A 15,370-nucleotide genomic window follows, 5' to 3' on the forward strand; every position below is an offset into this window, starting at 1 on the left:
CTTGGTCACCACGTCCCCCAGAGAACTTATTAATGATCCCTAATTCCGAATAATTCGTGACTCGCGACCCCAGGCCCGACATTCATGCCCGCTCCTCTTCGATCGACGAAGCAGTGAATTGCCCCTGGTTTCGAAGAAACCTCCAAGCCCAGCAAACCAGCTACGCGTATGCAAATATTTGGTCGACCACAGCCGATCGGAGTCACTGCTCTCGAGCGAGAGCGGATCAGCTTGTCTTTTATGAGCCCTGCACCCTCCCTCCAGATACAATGAGGAGTTACACCGAAAGCCAGCCACTGCCATATTGGACTCCGTGAGAAATCGCCGATCGCGATCGCCCGCGCACCCTGTGCAACTGGGGGCAAAACTAGGGGCATATTTTAGTTTTTTCTACCTGAAAATACCGCCCTAGAGCCTAGTCAAAATGTTTTTCGGCGACCCTGACAGTCTTTAGGCGTCGTCGGGCGGGCTGTTTAGCTGATCATTTCTGCCTTTCCACAAACCATGGAGAGCCATCCACTTCTATTCGATGGCCACGGAACGGCGGAGGCGATAGAAACTGCTTGGATCGGCCGAATGAAAGCGGTGAGCGCTCACCGCTTTCATTCGGGTAGGGATACTAATATTTGAAACGACCCACCAGGCCTTTGAGCTGACCAGAAATCTCTATCAGTCGACCCGAGCCAGTCTGTGAGGATTGGGCAAAGCCTTCGACCAGTTGGGCGTCGGCATGGATCTGCGCGATGTGCCGATTGATCTCTTCGGCCACTTGGTGCTGCTCCTCGGCGGCTGTGGCGATCTGGGTATTCTGGTCGCGGATCGAGTCCACCGAGCCACGGATCTTGTCGAAGCTGTCACGCGCCTGCTGGATGCGTTCCACGCTGGCGTGGGACACCTGCAGGCTGCCTTGCATCTGCTGCGTGACTTCCTGGGTGCGGCGGGCGAGATTGCCCAGCAAGCTGTCGATCTCGCCGGTGGAGTCGGCTGTCCGACGAGCCAGGGCGCGGACTTCGTCGGCGACCACCGCGAAGCCTCGGCCTTGGTCTCCGGCGCGTGCCGCTTCAATCGCTGCGTTGAGCGCCAGCAGGTTGGTCTGCTCGGCAATCGAGCGGATGGTGTCGAGAATAGTGTTGATGTTCTGGCTGTCCTGCTCCAGCAACTGCATGGTCTGGGTGGACTTTTGCAGGTCTTCGCTGAGCTTGAGCACGCTGCCCGTGGCTTCGCCGATGTGCTGCTGGCCGTCATGTACGTCGCGATAGCCTTCGTCGGCACTCGACGCGGCGGCACTGCACGAACGCGCGACTTCATTGGCCGTAGCGACCATTTCGTTGAACGCCGTGCTCACCAGTTCCACGGCTTCACGCTGACGACCTGCAGCCTGGTTCATGTTGTTGGCCACTTCGCTGGAGTCGGCGGCGGCGGTCTGCAGGTCAGACGAGGCATTGCCGATGCGCTGCACCAATTGTGCAATCATGCCCAGGAACTGGTTGAACCAGCCCGCCAGGCCGGCGGTTTCGTCTTTGCCTTGCACCTTGAGTTGGCGCGTCAGGTCGCCTTCTCCTTCGGCGATTTCTTGCAGGCCGTCGGCCACGCCGCGAATCGGACGCACGATGACGCTGGCAAAGCTGGCGCCTACAATTGCGAACACCAACGCCAATGCCGCTGCAATGGCGGCGATCAACCAGGTCAGGCGGGTGGCGTCGGCCATCACTTCATCACGCTTGATCAGGCCGATAAAGCGCCAGCCCAGGTCTTTGGAACTGACCACGTTGGCCATGTAGGGCACGCCATCGATCTCGATCTGGGTCACGCCGTCACCTCGCTTGGCCAGTTCGGCGTAGTTGGGGCCCAGGTCAGCCAGGGGTTTGAAGTTGTGCTTGGCGTCGCTGGGGTCTACCAGCACGTTGCCGTTGGCTTCCACCAGCATCAGGTAGCCGCTGTCGCCCAGCTTGATGTTGCGCACCAGTTCGGTGAGCTGTTTGAGCGACACGTCCAGGCCGACCACGCCCAGGATATTCCCGGCGGCGTCGGCGACAGTGTGCACCGTGCCGATCAGCGTCACATCGTCCGGCGCCCAATAGTAGGCACCGGTGCGCACGGTGGCGCCTGGCGCGGCGATGGCCGCTTTGTACCAGGGACGTACGCGTGGGTCGTAGTTGTTCAGTTTGGTGTCGTCCGGCCAACTGGCGTAGCCGCCATCGCTCAGACCCAAGGACAGGTAAGCGGTACTCGGATGGCTTTTGGCGAACTGGTCGAATATCGCCAGCAGCTCTTTATTGGTCTGAGTGAGGGCAATTTGCGCTGCATCGGCGCCAGCGTAGTTCTTGAGGTCTTTGGCCGCGACAACACGCGGGTCCTTGGCTATGTAGTCGACGTTTTGGCTAATGCCGTCGAAAAACTGCTTCATGCCATTGTCGATCTGGCGGATCTCGCGACCGCTGCTGTCGAGGAAATTGGCCTGGGCCCCCTCTCGCAGATTCAGCACTACCAAAACGGCGACCAGGATGACCGGGAAGCACGCGATAGCCGCGAACGCCCAGGTCAGCTTCTGCTTGATATTCATGACTTCACCTGCGGGTATTTATAGTTTTGGCAAGGGGAAACGTTAGTACTGAATGTCGCATGTGTTGTTATGAGGAGATAGAGCCCATGCGTACTCTGAATTATCGACCGCGACGGTGTGCACTTTAGGACGATACCAATACCTGCCTTCAACCAATAAAGATACGACGTCTTACAACACCTCTCGAATCCGTGTGTTTAGAAATGTTTTAAGGTCGCGGGTTGTTGTCGTGCTCCTTGAAAGCCATCGAATCACGCCAATTTCAGGTAAATAAACCGCTTTTGAACCAAGAGGTGACTTTCCAGCCTGAGAAAATAGCGATTGATGTCATCCAAGTACAGTCATAGGATGACTGACCACAATCATAAAAATAAGGGATCATCTGTGAGAAGCCCCCTCCTCTTGACCGCTGCGGTTGTCTACGGTCTCAGCCTGCAAGCCAATGCCGACACCTTTGCCTATATCTCGAGCCCCGGAGACGGATTGATTTCCCAGTATCACCTTGACCAGAACAACGGCGCGCTGCGCCTGATTGACCAGGTCAACGCCGGTGATCAGGTCAACCCCATGGCCATCACCCCTGACGGCAAAGTGTTGTTTGCCGCCTTGCGAGTCAAACCGTTTCAGGTGCTGGGCTACAGCATAGATCCCAAGAGCGGACATTTGACTCCACTGTCTAAAGCGCCGCTGGCAGAAAGCATGGCTTACCTGTCCACCGATAGAAAAGGACACTATCTGCTTGCTGCGTCCTACGGTGCCGACACCATCAGCGTTCAGCCCATCGACAAGACCTATCAGCCTTCTGCCAGCATCCTGAGCTACAAGACAGGCCCGCATGCGCATTCGATTCGTACCGACCCGAGCAACCGTTTTGCCTACGCGGGCAATCTTGGCGCGGACAAGGTCCTGCAATATCGCCTCGAGGCCACCACCGGCGCGCTCACCGCCATCGGCAGCGGTTACATCCGTGTCGCGGACAACACCGGGCCTCGGCACCTGGCCTTTTCCCCGAATGGCAAATATCTATATGTGGTCGGTGAAATGAGCGGCACGGTCACAGCGTTTTCAATCAATGACAGCACCGGCGCATTGACTCAGATTGCCGTTGCCAATGGCATTCCCGAGCGTTTGAAACTGGCTCACGGCGAAGTACGTGATGCACGTAACAACGACTTGAAGGACGACCCGACACCACGCATATGGGCGGCGGACCTGCGGATCTCGCCCGATGGCTCGCTATTGTTGATGACCGAGCGCACCAGCAGTTCGGTTTCGGCATTCGCAGTTGACCCTTCAACAGGCGGCTTGAGCTTTATCGATAATTACCCGGTGCAAGAGAAGCAGCCACGCAATATCGCTTTTTCACCCAACGGGCGCTGGTTGTTGGTGACGGGCGAGAAAAGCGAAAAAGTCGGCACTTACGCAATCAGCAACAACGGCGCCCTGAAACGTGTCGGTGAAGCGGCGTCGGGCAAAGGCGCAGTATGGATTGAAGTGTTGAAAACGTCGGCGGAGTAATTTTCGGGCCGAAAAAGGCACGGCGCATGGAGGTCGGGTGTTGGCTCATTCCGTCCTCCCTATCGATGATCATCTTTCTTTGGCTGAGGGCGCATCTTGCGCCGATCGGCGACTGCACCCGCCTCTTCAGTTCGAACTGGAATTAAAACTCAATCAAAAGGCCCGTCAGCTCAATTTCAAGCTCCGGGCCGAGTGATTCGAGAAACTGACAGGCAGTAGAACGCCAGTGCCAGCGCCGCCAACATACCGCCCACCACGCCAGTGAACGCAAAGCCTAACTGGCCGCCAACCCAACTGCCCAGCAATGCCCCGCCGCCGATGCCGACGTTATAGATCCCGGAAAACAGCGCCATCGCCACATCGGTCGCGTCCGCAGCCAACACCAGGACTCTGGATTGCAACGCCAGCCCAAACCCCATGATTGCCATCCCCCAGAACAGGCTCAGCGCGCCCAGGTACGAGACCTTCCCACTCAACGGCCACAGCAATGCCAGGCACAAGGCAAGCAACGACACGCTGATGATCAAAAAGCGCTGCGGGTTATAGCGGTGCAGCCAACTGAACAGCAGCGAGCCGAAAATCCCCGCACCGCCGAATAGCAGCAGAATGAGGGTCACCACATCGCCACTCATGCCCGCCACCTCTTGGATGAAAGGCTCGATGTAGCTATAGGCGGTGAAATGGGCCGTCACTACGACGGCCGTCAGGAGATAGAGCGCTACCAGCGCAGGTCGCTTCAACAATAGGGGCAGACTTCTGAGCGAGCCTGAGTTCTGGCTGGGTAACAACGGCAAGGCCTTGGCCAGCCAGAACACCAGCACAGTGGCCAGCACCGCGATAACGATGAAGGTAGTGCGCCATCCCATGGCCTCGCCCAATAGCCGGCCAAGGGGAATTCCCAGCACCATCGCCAGGGAAGTACCCGTTGCAAGCAAACCAAGGGCCTGGACCTGCTTGCCCGCTGGCGCGAGGCGCACGGCCAGAGAGGCCGTGATCGACCAGAACAACGCATGCGACAACGCCACGCCGATCCGGCTCACCAGCAGAACACCGAAACTGTTCGCCAGACTCGACAGGATGTGACTGACAATGAACATCCCAAACAGCACGAGCAACAACTTGCGCCGCTCGATGTTACGGGTCATCAGCATGATGGGCAGCGACGCCAGGGACACCACCCACGCATAGATCGTCAACATCAAACCGACCTGAGCGGTGGACATGTCGAAGCTGCTGCCAATCGAACTCAACAGACCGACAGGTACAAACTCGGTGGTGTTGAACACAAACGCAGCCAAGGCCAGTGCAATGACCGGATACCAACTGCCCTCGGTTGTCGCCGTAGAAGTGTTCATAAAAAGCCACATTACTCTGTCGATGTTTTGTACACCCATTGCCTGGAACGTCCGGCGACAGGTGTTTTGGCGGCGACTGTACTATAAACAAACGGCGACTTGTCCAACGGGTTCGAAGCGCACTGGCCAGTGGCAACAGAGGCTCATTGACCAACGTAACCTTTGAGGCGCATGCAATCATTTGTCAGGTCGATCTGTTTTTCCGCAATAACGATGCCATCACCCACGGCACTGCCCATGCCGTGGGTCTTGTCGTTCGCCGCCGGCGTTGAATGGTAGCTGGCGGTTGCCGCTTTGGCCTGGTACTGGCATTGGGCTTTATCGTGCTGGATATCAGAGGCACTTGCGCCTGACCTGGTCCAATCGTGAACAGACGTTACACAGGCGCTCAACAGCGTCGCGAGCAACGCAACAATAATTAACTTCATGGTTTGTACCGCCTATAGATTGAAGGTTTCAAGGTTCCTGGACTGATTCGGATTGCAGTGAGGGAGATCACTTGCAAACGAACGTCACGCTGGCCACTTCATGCTCCTGGTCCGCCGGCATGCGCGATTGCACATCAAATTCACCGACTTGTTTTCCGAACGATGCACACTTCTTGTTGGCGCGGTTCAAGGCCAACTGACGCGCGCCTGGGTGAGTGCCTTGCGACAGTAGACTATTCGCCGATGCCTGGTACTCATAGGGCCCCAGTTTCAAGTCGTGGGATTGCCAGACATAGTTGCAGACCAATGCGACAGCGCTCACAGCAATAATCATGTTGAGTTTCATGGCATGTATCGGACGCTGGACATTTGATTCTCCATAACGCTCACCCTAAGGGGTCAACGACGCTTCAATGCTGTCATCCAGAATTCCGATGACGCCTGGGGCGACGCGTTGCGCAGGACAAAGCTGCTCAATGTCGCCGTGGCGCAATGATTGAGCAGTTCGCTTTCGAGATGAAGAAAAACGAAGTATCTTTCAGTAACCATTAGAAATACTTAACGAGCGTAGCGCCCATGCAACTTGATGCAAAACAGATGCAGGCGTTCATGGCCGTGGTCGACAGCGGTAGTTTCGAGAAGGCTGCAGAACGTCTTAACGTAACGCCGTCGGCGGTATCGCAACGGATACATGCTCTGGAAGTTCGTCTGGGCAGTTCAGTCATCGTGCGCGCAAGGCCGTGCGAGCCCACCCAGACGGGACGAAAACTGATGCTCTATCTTCGCCGTGCGACAGTGCTTGAAGAAGAGCTCCTCAATGATCTGACCGGCGACGAACAAGATCATCTGCGCGTGGTCATCGCGGTCAATGGCGACACCCTGGCGACATGGTTCTTTCCTGCACTGGCCGAGATATTCGTCAACGAACATATTCTGCTCGACGTTGTGGTCGACGATCAGGATCACACCTACGCATTGCTCGAAAGTGGTCAGGTGATCGGCTGCATCGGCACACGCTCAGAGCCTATGCGAGGTTGTTTTACAGAGCCGCTGGGGTCAATGCGCTACCAGTTGGTGGCATCGCCAGCGTTTCAGGAGCGATGGTTTGCGAAAGGCTTGACCCGCTCTGCTGCGCGCAAGGCACCTGTATTTGCCTATTCGCGCAAGGACACCTTGCAGTCTGATTTCATGCAGTCACGCTTCGGCCTGCACGCAGACGCCTACCCCACGCACTACTTGTCACTTCCAGAAGCACGCCTGAAAGCCATACGCCGTGGTCTCGGCTACGGGATGGTGCCGCATATGCAGGTGAGCGATTTGCTCAAAAGTCGGGATCTGGTGGATGTCGCGCCGGAACACTTCACCGATGTAGCGCTTTACTGGCACGCCTGGGCGTTGCAGTCACCGCGCATGGAAGCGCTTTCGGAGCGAGCGGTCCATGCCGCACGGCGCATCTTGAGCAGCAAGGGGCCGGTAAAACGCTCCACCGTGCCCAAGCAGTAAGCCGCGCCACTGTGCGTCGGGAACACACTCGGCAGCGGCGACTTGAGTCGCCGCTGCACAGCAGTGGATGAAAATGGGCCCTTAGCGTAAAGGCCCCTGCTCAGCATCAAGCGGCCGAGCCATTGCCAGGCCCTCCTCGCACAGCGGCAACCCGAACAACAACACGTCTGCCCGCTCCTCGCCAAAACGGGCGATACGGGGCAAGCGCGCCCAAAGCACCGCACCGATCGACTGCACGATGTGCTGACTGGGGACGTTGGCGGCCATGATCCAGGCCACGAGGGTTTCCAGGCCAAACTGGCGGCCCAGTATCACCGTGGCATGGCCCAGGCGTACGCCGATGCCGCTGCCGTGACGATCGGCGCGCACATAAATCGCCGTTTCACCGGTATTGCGGCACGCCTGAGTCCCCCAACTGAAGCGATTGATCGACAGCCAGCCAACCACTTCGCCGCCGCGCTCCAGTACATACACTGGCAAGCCGTCGCGTTTATAAAGGTTGATGTAGAACGTCACTTCTTCGAGCGTCATGGGCCGGGTCACCGGCGAATTGGCGCCGGTTCCCGCCGTTTCGTTGAAGATGTCCATCATTGCCGGCAAATCGGCGTCACAGGATTCACGTACGCCCCGAGGCAGAACAGTCGGCTGAGGCCGGCGGACAAATACGTTCATGCGCTGGCCCTCTCGTTATAGACGCTGTTCTTCAACTGGCCGCGGGCTCGCGCCAGGCGGGAACGCACAGTGCCGATGGGCACGCCCAGTTGCTGCGCAGCGTCCTGATAGCTGATGTCTGAGTCCACGACCAGGTCAATCACGGCGCGCATGTCAACCGACAGGTCGTCGATGGCTTCCAGGGTACGGCTGAGCAAGCGCTGGTGCTCACTGACCTGGCTCGGATCATGACCATATTCCAGGCTTTCGATCCCTGAATCTTCCAACACGGTGTTCTGCGGCCGGCGATAGAAGTTTTTGAAGTGATTGCTGACCAGATTAGTGGCAATGCCGAACAACCAGGTTTCCGGTTTCGATGCCCCGGTGAACTTGTGCTGGTTACGCCAGGCTTCCAGATAAGTCATCTGCATCAGATCGTCGACATCGGCTGGATTGAATACCCGTTTGGTAATGAAACCGCGCAACTTTTTCTCGCTGCTGTGTGCCAGACCGCCCAAATCCAGTTTGATGGCGGCAATGACTTTCGCTTCCGTTTGAACACGACTCGATTCCACGCTTGATCCCTCATCACTCACGCTATGCCGACAGTGGCGGGAGGGATAGAGAGCAGCGAGCGTACCAACCTTGTTACTTTTTCAACCCACTGTTTTTTAAACAGTTTTTAAACATGAAAAGCGTGATTTTTGCCATTTGTTGCACTTTTGACAAAAACCCAGTGCCAGTTCTTGCACAGGTTTTTGAACCTGCCGGCAACCAGGGAACCAGACGCCGCCAAACGCCACTCACTGCCCACCTGTATAGCGGTGGAACGTGCGCCTCCATGAAAGTATCCAACTACAACGATGCCCTGCCCCTGGATTTGCTACCGCGTCCTTTGCCCGGCACGGAAACGCCGTCGGCCGTGGCCAAAAATCCTCTGATTGATTCCATGGAAGAAGTGGCGCTGAAGTTCAGTGAGAGCATCGAACGCCACAGCAAAAGCCTGGACGAACGCCATATCAGCGACGCGACCCGAGGACAGCGGGTCGAGCGCATCGAAAAACTCGTTGAGCTTTACCGCCTGCTTGATCACACCGACCAGCCGAGCCTCGAACAACAGGCCCGCCGCATGCAGCAGCAGTTGCAGCAACAGCCGTCGCTGCAGACGGCCCTGAACCTGGCGGACAACGATCCGGCGCGCGCCGATATTCTGCTGCAGCAAGCGATGCACCTGGCTCTCGGTGAAGGTCATGAGGCTCAAGCGCAGAGCACCCGAGACCTGATCGACGAGTTACGGTTGGTGCACGGCGATAAAATCCGTGCCGGGTTCAACACGGCCAGCGCCATCGCCCTGTTCAGCCGAGATCCACAGCAACGCGCAGCCATGCGTCAGCTGTATTACAAGGCAATTATTGGTCAACAACCCTTGGCCAGCCTGCTCGAAGCCCTGCTCGAACACTTCAGCGAGGAGGAGTTCTCCCGGGGCTTGCGTACCCTGCAACGCGCGCTGGCCGACGATATCGCCGCCCTTTCGCCGTCCCTGCCCGGCGCAGTGCTGGGTTCGATGCTGCGTGGATTGGGCTCCTGCGGGCAGCTCAACAACATGATCAAGGCGTGTCATGACCTGTTGCAACGCTTGAGCCAGCAACAGCGGCGCGACAGCATGACGCCCCTGGCCATGAGCAAACGCCTGCTGCGCTTTTGCGCCAACGGTTTTTTCGCCCGCGACCTGACCCTGCTCAGCGATGACACCCTGAGCAATGCGGCGCATTTGCAGCCGCTGTACTTCAATGGCTTGTATCCGCTACTGCAAAACCTGCCACTGGTGCTGTGGAAGGATCTAAAGACTCGGCAAAACGGCCTGCGCCTGCTGCATAACCTGATGGATCAACTCGCTCGGCAAGAACGTCAGGCCCTGGGGTTGGCCGAACCAGGGCGGGGCCTGCAATGAATCGCCTGATTCACAGCCTTAACCGCCTGGCACTCGCGGTAATGCGCCGTACCGAGATCGTCGGCGCGGTCATGGTCATGGCCATCGTCTTCATGATGATCCTACCGTTGCCCACGGCGTTGGTGGATGTGCTGATTGCCCTGAACATCTGCATCTCGTCGTTGCTGATCGTACTGGCCATGTACCTGCCGCGGCCGCTGGCGTTTTCGACGTTTCCTGCAGTGCTGCTGCTGACCACCATGTTCCGGTTGGCGCTGTCGATCGCCACGACCCGTTTGATCCTGCTGCAACAGGATGCCGGGCACATCGTCGAGGCGTTTGGCAGCTTTGTGGTGGGCGGCAATCTGGCGGTGGGTCTGGTGATTTTCCTGATCCTGACCATCGTTAACTTCCTGGTGATCACCAAGGGCTCGGAACGCGTGGCCGAAGTCGCGGCACGTTTTACGCTGGACGCCATGCCCGGTAAACAGATGTCCATCGACAGCGATCTGCGCGCCAACCTGATCAACGTCCGCGAGGCTCGCCAGCGTCGCGAGCAGTTGTCCAAGGAAAGCCAGTTATTCGGCGCCATGGACGGTGCGATGAAGTTCGTCAAAGGCGATGCCATCGCCGGTCTGGTGATCGTCTTCATCAACTTGATTGGCGGTTTCTCCATCGGTGTCCTGCAAAACGACATGCAGCCCGCGCAAGCCATGCACCTGTATTCGGTGTTGACCATCGGCGACGGCCTGATCGCTCAAATTCCGGCGCTGCTGATCTCCCTCACCGCCGGCATGATCATCACCCGCGTAGCCCCGGACAGTCAGGCCGGTGACGCCAACATCGGTCATGAAATCGCCGAACAGTTGACCAGCCAACCCAAAGCCTGGGTGTTTTCCTCGATCGGCATGCTCGGCTTTGCGGCGATCCCCGGCATGCCCAGCGTGGTGTTCATCAGTATCAGCATGATCTGTCTGTTCAGCGGTTTGATCCAGTTGTGGCGAATCCGCCAGAAACAGATCCTCCAGGACCACGACGGCGCCGCGCGCAATGGCGCACCAGAGCTCAATGGCCGCGAAGACATCCGGCGTTTCAATCCGTCCCGGGCCTATCTGTTGCAGTTTCATCCCAGCCACAAAGACAGCGTGGCGCTGGAGCGACTGCTGCACGGCATTCGCCAGCGACGCAACACGCTGGTTCACCGTTTCGGGCTGACGCTACCCTCCTTCGACCTGGAGTTTTGCGAGGACTGTGGCGAAGACGAATTGCGTTTTTGCGTCTACGAAGTGCCGCTGATCCGCGCCACCTGGAGCGATAGCCGAATGGCTGTGCACCTGCGTCAATGCGGTGAACTGCATGACGGTGAACCGGGACAGGCAGAGCGTGATGAAACTGAGTGGGTGTGGTTCGCGCCCGACCACGCCTTGCTGCGCATGAGCAGCGTGGAGCCGGTCAGTGCCGAGGACCTGATTCTGGAACGCATGGACCGCGCCTTCCAGGCGACTGGTCCGCAATTCATCGGTTTGCAGGAAAGCAAAGCGATCCTCAGTTGGCTCGAAAGCGAACAGCCGGAGCTTGCCCAGGAACTGCAACGCACCCTGCCGCTGGCACGTTTTGCCGCGGTGTTGCAACGCCTGTCCGCCGAGCTGGTATCGCTGCGCTCGGTGCGACCCATTGCCGAGACGCTGATCGAACAGGGCCAGCATGAGCGGGACCTGAACGCCCTCACCGATTACGTGCGCATCGCCCTCAAGGCGCAAATCTGCCACCAACACACCGAGCATGGCGCCCTGAACGCTTGGCTGGTCACCCCGGAAACCGAAGTCTTGCTGCGCGACGCCCTGCGCCAGGGTCAGAGCGAAGCCTGGTTTGCCCTTGAGCCGGAGGTGGGCAATGCCTTGCTCCAACAATTGAGCGCGGCGTTCCCGCTGCGCGCCCGCCCGGCACCGGTGTTGCTGGTGGCCCAGGACCTGCGCAGCCCGCTGCATGGGCTGCTCAGAGAACAATTCAACCATGTTCCAGTGCTGTCCTTCGCCGAGTTGCTGTCCTCGGTGCAAGTGCAGGTGCTGGGACGCCTTGATCTGCAAGAAGCCCATGACCTGCTGGCCTGACGGAGTTGTGCAATGAAACCGGACATGATGTATGAACTGCGCGTGCTCACCGGCCTGCACCGTGGGGCGGCGCTGCCATTGAGCGGTGGCGAATGGTCGATCGGCTCTGCAGTGGGCGCCGATCTGGCGTTGTACGACCCTGGCATCAAGGATCGCCACTGCCTGCTGCGGCTGGTCGACGACACCTGGTCACTGGCGCGCAAAGATGGCCCGGTGACCGACAGCGAGGGGCACAAGGTTGACGCCATCGCCACGTTGCAGCCGGGAACACCGTTCGCCCTCAACGGGGTATGGCTGTCGGTGGTCAGCGCCAACACCGAGTGGCCGGAAGATCAGGACGACGACGCGCACGGTCCACACGCCGAACCCGTTGAAACCACGTTGCCGCCAATGAATGCCGAGCGCGACGAAGCAATGCCCGCACCACCAGCGCAGTCACGCTCACTGTTGGGCCCGGCATTGGTTGCAGTATCTGTGCTGCTGTTTCTCGTGGCGTTGCTCTGGGGCGTGAATTCCGGGGTTTCAAACTCGACACCTGTCCCGGTGCCCGTGCCCACCCGCACGCCGCTCAAGGACGCCGCCCAGGTGCGTGAGGTCTTGGAAAGCATGCTCACCGAACGCGAGTTGCAGGGCCGCATCAGCCTGGTCGAGCAACCGGGCAAAATCCTCCTCAAGGGGCGCTTTGACGAAGACGATCTACTGCAATTGACCGAACGCATGTTGCTGCGTTTCGAGCAACAGTACCGCAGCCCGATACCGGTGCTCAGCGACTTGCCCGAAGCCACGCCTCTGCTGCCGTTCAGCATTGTCCAGATCAGCCTGGCGCGGTTGCCCAACGTGCTCACCAGCGATGGTCGCCGCGTGTTCCTGGGCGACGAAGTGGCCGGCGTGCGACTGGTGGGCATCAGCGAACATCAGGTGGTGTTCGAAGGCGATCAGCGCATCGAGGTGAGCTGGTGATCCAGGCAGCCATCGCGCAATTGCAGGATTGGTGCGGCGGGCACCAGCAACGCCTGGCGAACTGCGCGCCGGTGTCCATCCACGGGCGCATCGCTGGGGTGAACGGCATTCTTCTGCACAGTCGCATGCCCCGCGCGCGAATCGGTGACCTGTGCCAGATCCAGCGCGCCGATGGCAATCAGGTGATGGCCGAAATCGTCGGTTTCGACCGTGAACACACCTTGTTGGCAGCCCTTGGAGCACTCGACGGTATCGCCATCGGCGCGCGTGTCACGCCGCTGTTCCAGCCGCACAGCCTGTTGGTGGGCGACCATCTGCTGGGCTGCGTACTCGACGGTTTTGGCCGCGCCCTCAACGGCGAAGGCCCCGAAGCCTTCGCGGCGGCCGGATCGGTGGGGGCTTTGCCGGTGATCCGCGATGCGCCAGCGGCCAGCGAGCGCCCGCGAATCGAGGCACCGCTGGCCACTGGGCTGCGCGCAATCGACGGTTTGCTGACCCTGGGCGAAGGCCAGCGCGTGGGGATCTTCGCCGGCGCCGGGTGTGGCAAAACCACCTTGCTCGCCGAACTGGCCCGCAACACCCCGTGCCAGGCCATTGTGTTTGGTCTGATCGGCGAACGGGGTCGGGAACTGCGCGAGTTTCTTGACCATGAACTGGACGAAGAGCTGCGCAGCCGCACCGTACTGGTCTGCGCCACGTCCGATCGCAGCAGCATGGAACGCGCCCGAGCGGCATTCACGGCCACGGCGATTGCCGAAGGTTTTCGCCAGCAGGGCAAATCGACGTTGCTGATCATCGACTCGCTGACCCGGTTCGCCCGTGCCCAGCGAGAAATCGGCCTGGCCAGCGGCGAACCGGCCGGTCGTGGCGGCCTGCCGCCTTCGGTCTACAGCCTGCTGCCACGTTTGGTGGAGCGCGCCGGACGCACCCAAAGCGGTGTCATCACGGCCCTTTATTCGGTGCTGATTGAGCAGGACTCGATGAATGACCCGGTGGCCGATGAAGTGCGCTCGCTGCTTGACGGCCACATCGTGTTGTCGCGACGCCTGGCTGAGCGTGGCCATTACCCGGCGGTGGACATCCTCGCCAGCCTGAGCCGAACCATGAGCCAGGTGGTGGGAACCGAACAGCAACAAGGGGCCACACAGTTACGCCGGCTGATGGCTGCCTATCAGCAAGTGGAAATGCTCATCAAGTTGGGCGAGTACCAGCCTGGCAATGACCCGCTGACCGATTGCGCCGTGGACGCTCGCGCACGGATCGAAGCCTTTGTGCAGCAATCGCTGCGCGATCCGGTGCCGCTCGATGAAACCCTGGATCACCTTCTACAGGTAACCGCCCATGCCCCAGTCTGATACCGATTCCCCGTCACCGGCCAATGATTCGATGACCAATGACCTGACGGCGACGCTCGATGTGCTGACGCCGATCCGCCGCCATCGGCTGACCATGGCCGAACAGGCCTGGCAGCGTCAACGCTCGGTGCTCAAGGCCATGCACACAGGCCTTGAGCAACTGACGAAGGAGCTTGAGCAACGGCGCGAACAGCATGGCCTGGCGCGCCTTGAGCAACGCAACGCTCACATCAATCGTCGTCTGCCACTCAACGAGATGAACCAATGGCTAAACGGCGAGCAGCAAGCCCTGCGCCAAATCGAGCACTTGGAACAGCGCTACAAAGCGTTGCAGGAAGAATGCCGGCAACAGCAGCAATGGACCGAGGACAGCGAACGGCAACTGCATCGCCGCCAACGTGATGTGGAAAAACTCGACTACTTGCGCGACCTCGCCCAGGAGGCTTCATGAACCCGCGTCACGCCACGCTCAAGGCGCCACCGCGCCCGCCGGAAGCACCCCGGCCGCGTCAGGAGACAGTCCCGGCGTGGCCAGTCAGATCCGAGCGCCGTCACGACCTGCGCGGTGAAACCCGTGACGAGAGTGAGCAGTTCGAGCAACTGCTGGAAACGTTCGACAAACTGGACCCGCCACTGATGGCCGACTTCGGCGGGAGCGGGTTTCAGGATCCACAGCAACACCCCGAGTCGTCTTCACAAGGCGCCGCTGTGACGCCGGAACCAAGCACCCTCGCGTTATGGCAGACCTTGCTGGCCCGACTGGAACAGCACTTGGATGAGCTGCAGCCCGGGGTCCTTGAAGCGCACCTGGAACTGCCCAACCTTGGCACGGTAAAGGTCAATGTGACCCCCCGAGGGACGACACTGGAAATCGCGGTGCATATGGCCCGCGATGCGTGGCGCCAAGTCGAGCCTCAACAGCAAGCCAGCGCCGCATGGTTGGCACAGCAATTGGGCCGCACGGTGCGCTTGAGCCTGCACCGCGAGGACGATTGA

At 59.3% G+C, this 15,370-nt stretch carries 13 protein-coding genes and 2 pseudogenes; 8 read left to right on the forward strand and 7 right to left on the reverse strand.

The window, feature by feature from the left end; genetic code table 11:
- Positions 1-619: 619 nt before the first annotated feature.
- Both ACIOU6_RS00120 and ACIOU6_RS00125 read right to left on the reverse strand, forming a co-directional pair.
- A pseudogene (locus tag ACIOU6_RS00120) lies at positions 620-1,156 on the reverse strand (methyl-accepting chemotaxis protein); the annotation flags it as partial.
- Between the two features lie 324 nt (positions 1,157-1,480).
- A pseudogene (locus ACIOU6_RS00125) lies at positions 1,481-2,563 on the reverse strand (cache domain-containing protein); the annotation flags it as partial.
- Between the two features lie 384 nt (positions 2,564-2,947).
- Here ACIOU6_RS00125 and ACIOU6_RS00130 point away from each other — a divergent pair.
- On the forward strand, positions 2,948-4,081 hold the full coding sequence (locus tag ACIOU6_RS00130) for a lactonase family protein (RefSeq protein WP_401132795.1): 1,134 nt from the start codon (positions 2,948-2,950) through the stop codon (positions 4,079-4,081).
- Between the two features lie 176 nt (positions 4,082-4,257).
- Here ACIOU6_RS00130 and ACIOU6_RS00135 read toward each other — a convergent pair whose 3' ends face one another.
- The 3 genes from ACIOU6_RS00135 to ACIOU6_RS00145 form a co-directional block, all read right to left on the reverse strand.
- Complete coding sequence (locus ACIOU6_RS00135) at positions 4,258-5,436, reverse strand: sugar transporter (protein WP_401132798.1); 1,179 nt, start codon at positions 5,434-5,436, stop codon at positions 4,258-4,260.
- Positions 5,437-5,579: 143 nt separating this feature from the next.
- Positions 5,580-5,864, reverse strand: coding sequence for a hypothetical protein (locus ACIOU6_RS00140; protein ID WP_401132801.1), 285 nt, complete (start codon positions 5,862-5,864; stop codon positions 5,580-5,582).
- Positions 5,865-5,931: 67 nt separating this feature from the next.
- Positions 5,932-6,198, reverse strand: coding sequence for a hypothetical protein (locus ACIOU6_RS00145; RefSeq protein ID WP_401132804.1), 267 nt, complete (start codon positions 6,196-6,198; stop codon positions 5,932-5,934).
- A 242-nt stretch (positions 6,199-6,440) separates the two neighbouring features.
- Between ACIOU6_RS00145 and ACIOU6_RS00150 the strand changes: the two genes are divergently transcribed.
- Positions 6,441-7,367: an HTH-type transcriptional regulator ArgP gene (locus ACIOU6_RS00150; protein WP_401132807.1), complete on the forward strand. Its 927-nt coding sequence runs from the start codon at positions 6,441-6,443 to the stop codon at positions 7,365-7,367.
- A gap of 81 nt (positions 7,368-7,448) precedes the next feature.
- Here ACIOU6_RS00150 and ACIOU6_RS00155 read toward each other — a convergent pair whose 3' ends face one another.
- Together ACIOU6_RS00155 and ACIOU6_RS00160 are read right to left on the reverse strand one after the other, a co-directional pair.
- A complete protein-coding gene (locus ACIOU6_RS00155; RefSeq protein WP_221729844.1) occupies positions 7,449-8,039 on the reverse strand; it encodes a GNAT family N-acetyltransferase in 591 nt (196 codons plus the stop codon).
- Positions 8,036-8,593, reverse strand: a complete 558-nt coding sequence (locus ACIOU6_RS00160; RefSeq protein WP_221729843.1) for an RNA polymerase sigma factor — start codon at positions 8,591-8,593, stop codon at positions 8,036-8,038. The genes ACIOU6_RS00155 and ACIOU6_RS00160 overlap by 4 nt, the downstream gene beginning before the upstream one ends.
- A 266-nt stretch (positions 8,594-8,859) precedes the next feature.
- On the opposite strand from ACIOU6_RS00160, the gene sctW reads away from it, so the two are divergent.
- From sctW to ACIOU6_RS00190, 6 genes are read left to right on the forward strand one after another with little or no spacing between them, the layout of a single operon-like run.
- Entirely contained in the window at positions 8,860-9,969 is a 1,110-nt protein-coding gene (sctW, locus tag ACIOU6_RS00165) for a type III secretion system gatekeeper subunit SctW (RefSeq protein WP_221729842.1), read from the forward strand.
- Complete coding sequence (sctV, locus tag ACIOU6_RS00170) at positions 9,966-12,059, forward strand: type III secretion system export apparatus subunit SctV (RefSeq protein WP_221729841.1); 2,094 nt, start codon at positions 9,966-9,968, stop codon at positions 12,057-12,059. The genes sctW and sctV overlap by 4 nt, the downstream gene beginning before the upstream one ends.
- A gap of 12 nt (positions 12,060-12,071) precedes the next feature.
- Positions 12,072-13,019, forward strand: coding sequence for an FHA domain-containing protein (locus ACIOU6_RS00175; protein ID WP_401132812.1), 948 nt, complete (start codon positions 12,072-12,074; stop codon positions 13,017-13,019).
- The gene (locus ACIOU6_RS00180) at positions 13,016-14,374 is read left to right on the forward strand and encodes a FliI/YscN family ATPase (RefSeq protein ID WP_401132815.1); all 1,359 of its coding nucleotides are present in this window, start codon (positions 13,016-13,018) and stop codon (positions 14,372-14,374) included. The genes ACIOU6_RS00175 and ACIOU6_RS00180 overlap by 4 nt, the downstream gene beginning before the upstream one ends.
- Positions 14,361-14,825, forward strand: coding sequence for a type III secretion protein (locus ACIOU6_RS00185; protein ID WP_401132817.1), 465 nt, complete (start codon positions 14,361-14,363; stop codon positions 14,823-14,825). The genes ACIOU6_RS00180 and ACIOU6_RS00185 overlap by 14 nt, the downstream gene beginning before the upstream one ends.
- Entirely contained in the window at positions 14,822-15,370 is a 549-nt protein-coding gene (locus tag ACIOU6_RS00190; RefSeq protein WP_221729838.1) for a type III secretion system HrpP C-terminal domain-containing protein, read from the forward strand. The genes ACIOU6_RS00185 and ACIOU6_RS00190 overlap by 4 nt, the downstream gene beginning before the upstream one ends.

Origin of the sequence: Pseudomonas sp. NPDC087615, from assembly GCF_044743445.1 — a bacterium.
GTDB classification, from domain to species: domain Bacteria; phylum Pseudomonadota; class Gammaproteobacteria; order Pseudomonadales; family Pseudomonadaceae; genus Aquipseudomonas; species Aquipseudomonas baetica_A.

What these genes read in the sequence shown, in the direction of transcription:
- sctV (WP_221729841.1), top strand. Translation starts at nt 9,966, where the DNA reads ATGAATCGCCTGATTCACAGCCTTAACCGCCTGGCACTCGCGGTAATG.
- ACIOU6_RS00175 (WP_401132812.1), top strand. Translation starts at nt 12,072, where the DNA reads ATGAAACCGGACATGATGTATGAACTGCGCGTGCTCACCGGCCTGCAC.
- ACIOU6_RS00140 (WP_401132801.1), bottom strand. Translation starts at nt 5,864, where the DNA reads ATGAAGTTAATTATTGTTGCGTTGCTCGCGACGCTGTTGAGCGCCTGT.
- ACIOU6_RS00185 (WP_401132817.1), top strand. Translation starts at nt 14,361, where the DNA reads ATGCCCCAGTCTGATACCGATTCCCCGTCACCGGCCAATGATTCGATG.
- ACIOU6_RS00190 (WP_221729838.1), top strand. Translation starts at nt 14,822, where the DNA reads ATGAACCCGCGTCACGCCACGCTCAAGGCGCCACCGCGCCCGCCGGAA.
- ACIOU6_RS00135 (WP_401132798.1), bottom strand. Translation starts at nt 5,436, where the DNA reads ATGAACACTTCTACGGCGACAACCGAGGGCAGTTGGTATCCGGTCATT.
- ACIOU6_RS00145 (WP_401132804.1), bottom strand. Translation starts at nt 6,198, where the DNA reads ATGATTATTGCTGTGAGCGCTGTCGCATTGGTCTGCAACTATGTCTGG.
- ACIOU6_RS00155 (WP_221729844.1), bottom strand. Translation starts at nt 8,039, where the DNA reads ATGAACGTATTTGTCCGCCGGCCTCAGCCGACTGTTCTGCCTCGGGGC.
- ACIOU6_RS00150 (WP_401132807.1), top strand. Translation starts at nt 6,441, where the DNA reads ATGCAACTTGATGCAAAACAGATGCAGGCGTTCATGGCCGTGGTCGAC.
- sctW (WP_221729842.1), top strand. Translation starts at nt 8,860, where the DNA reads ATGAAAGTATCCAACTACAACGATGCCCTGCCCCTGGATTTGCTACCG.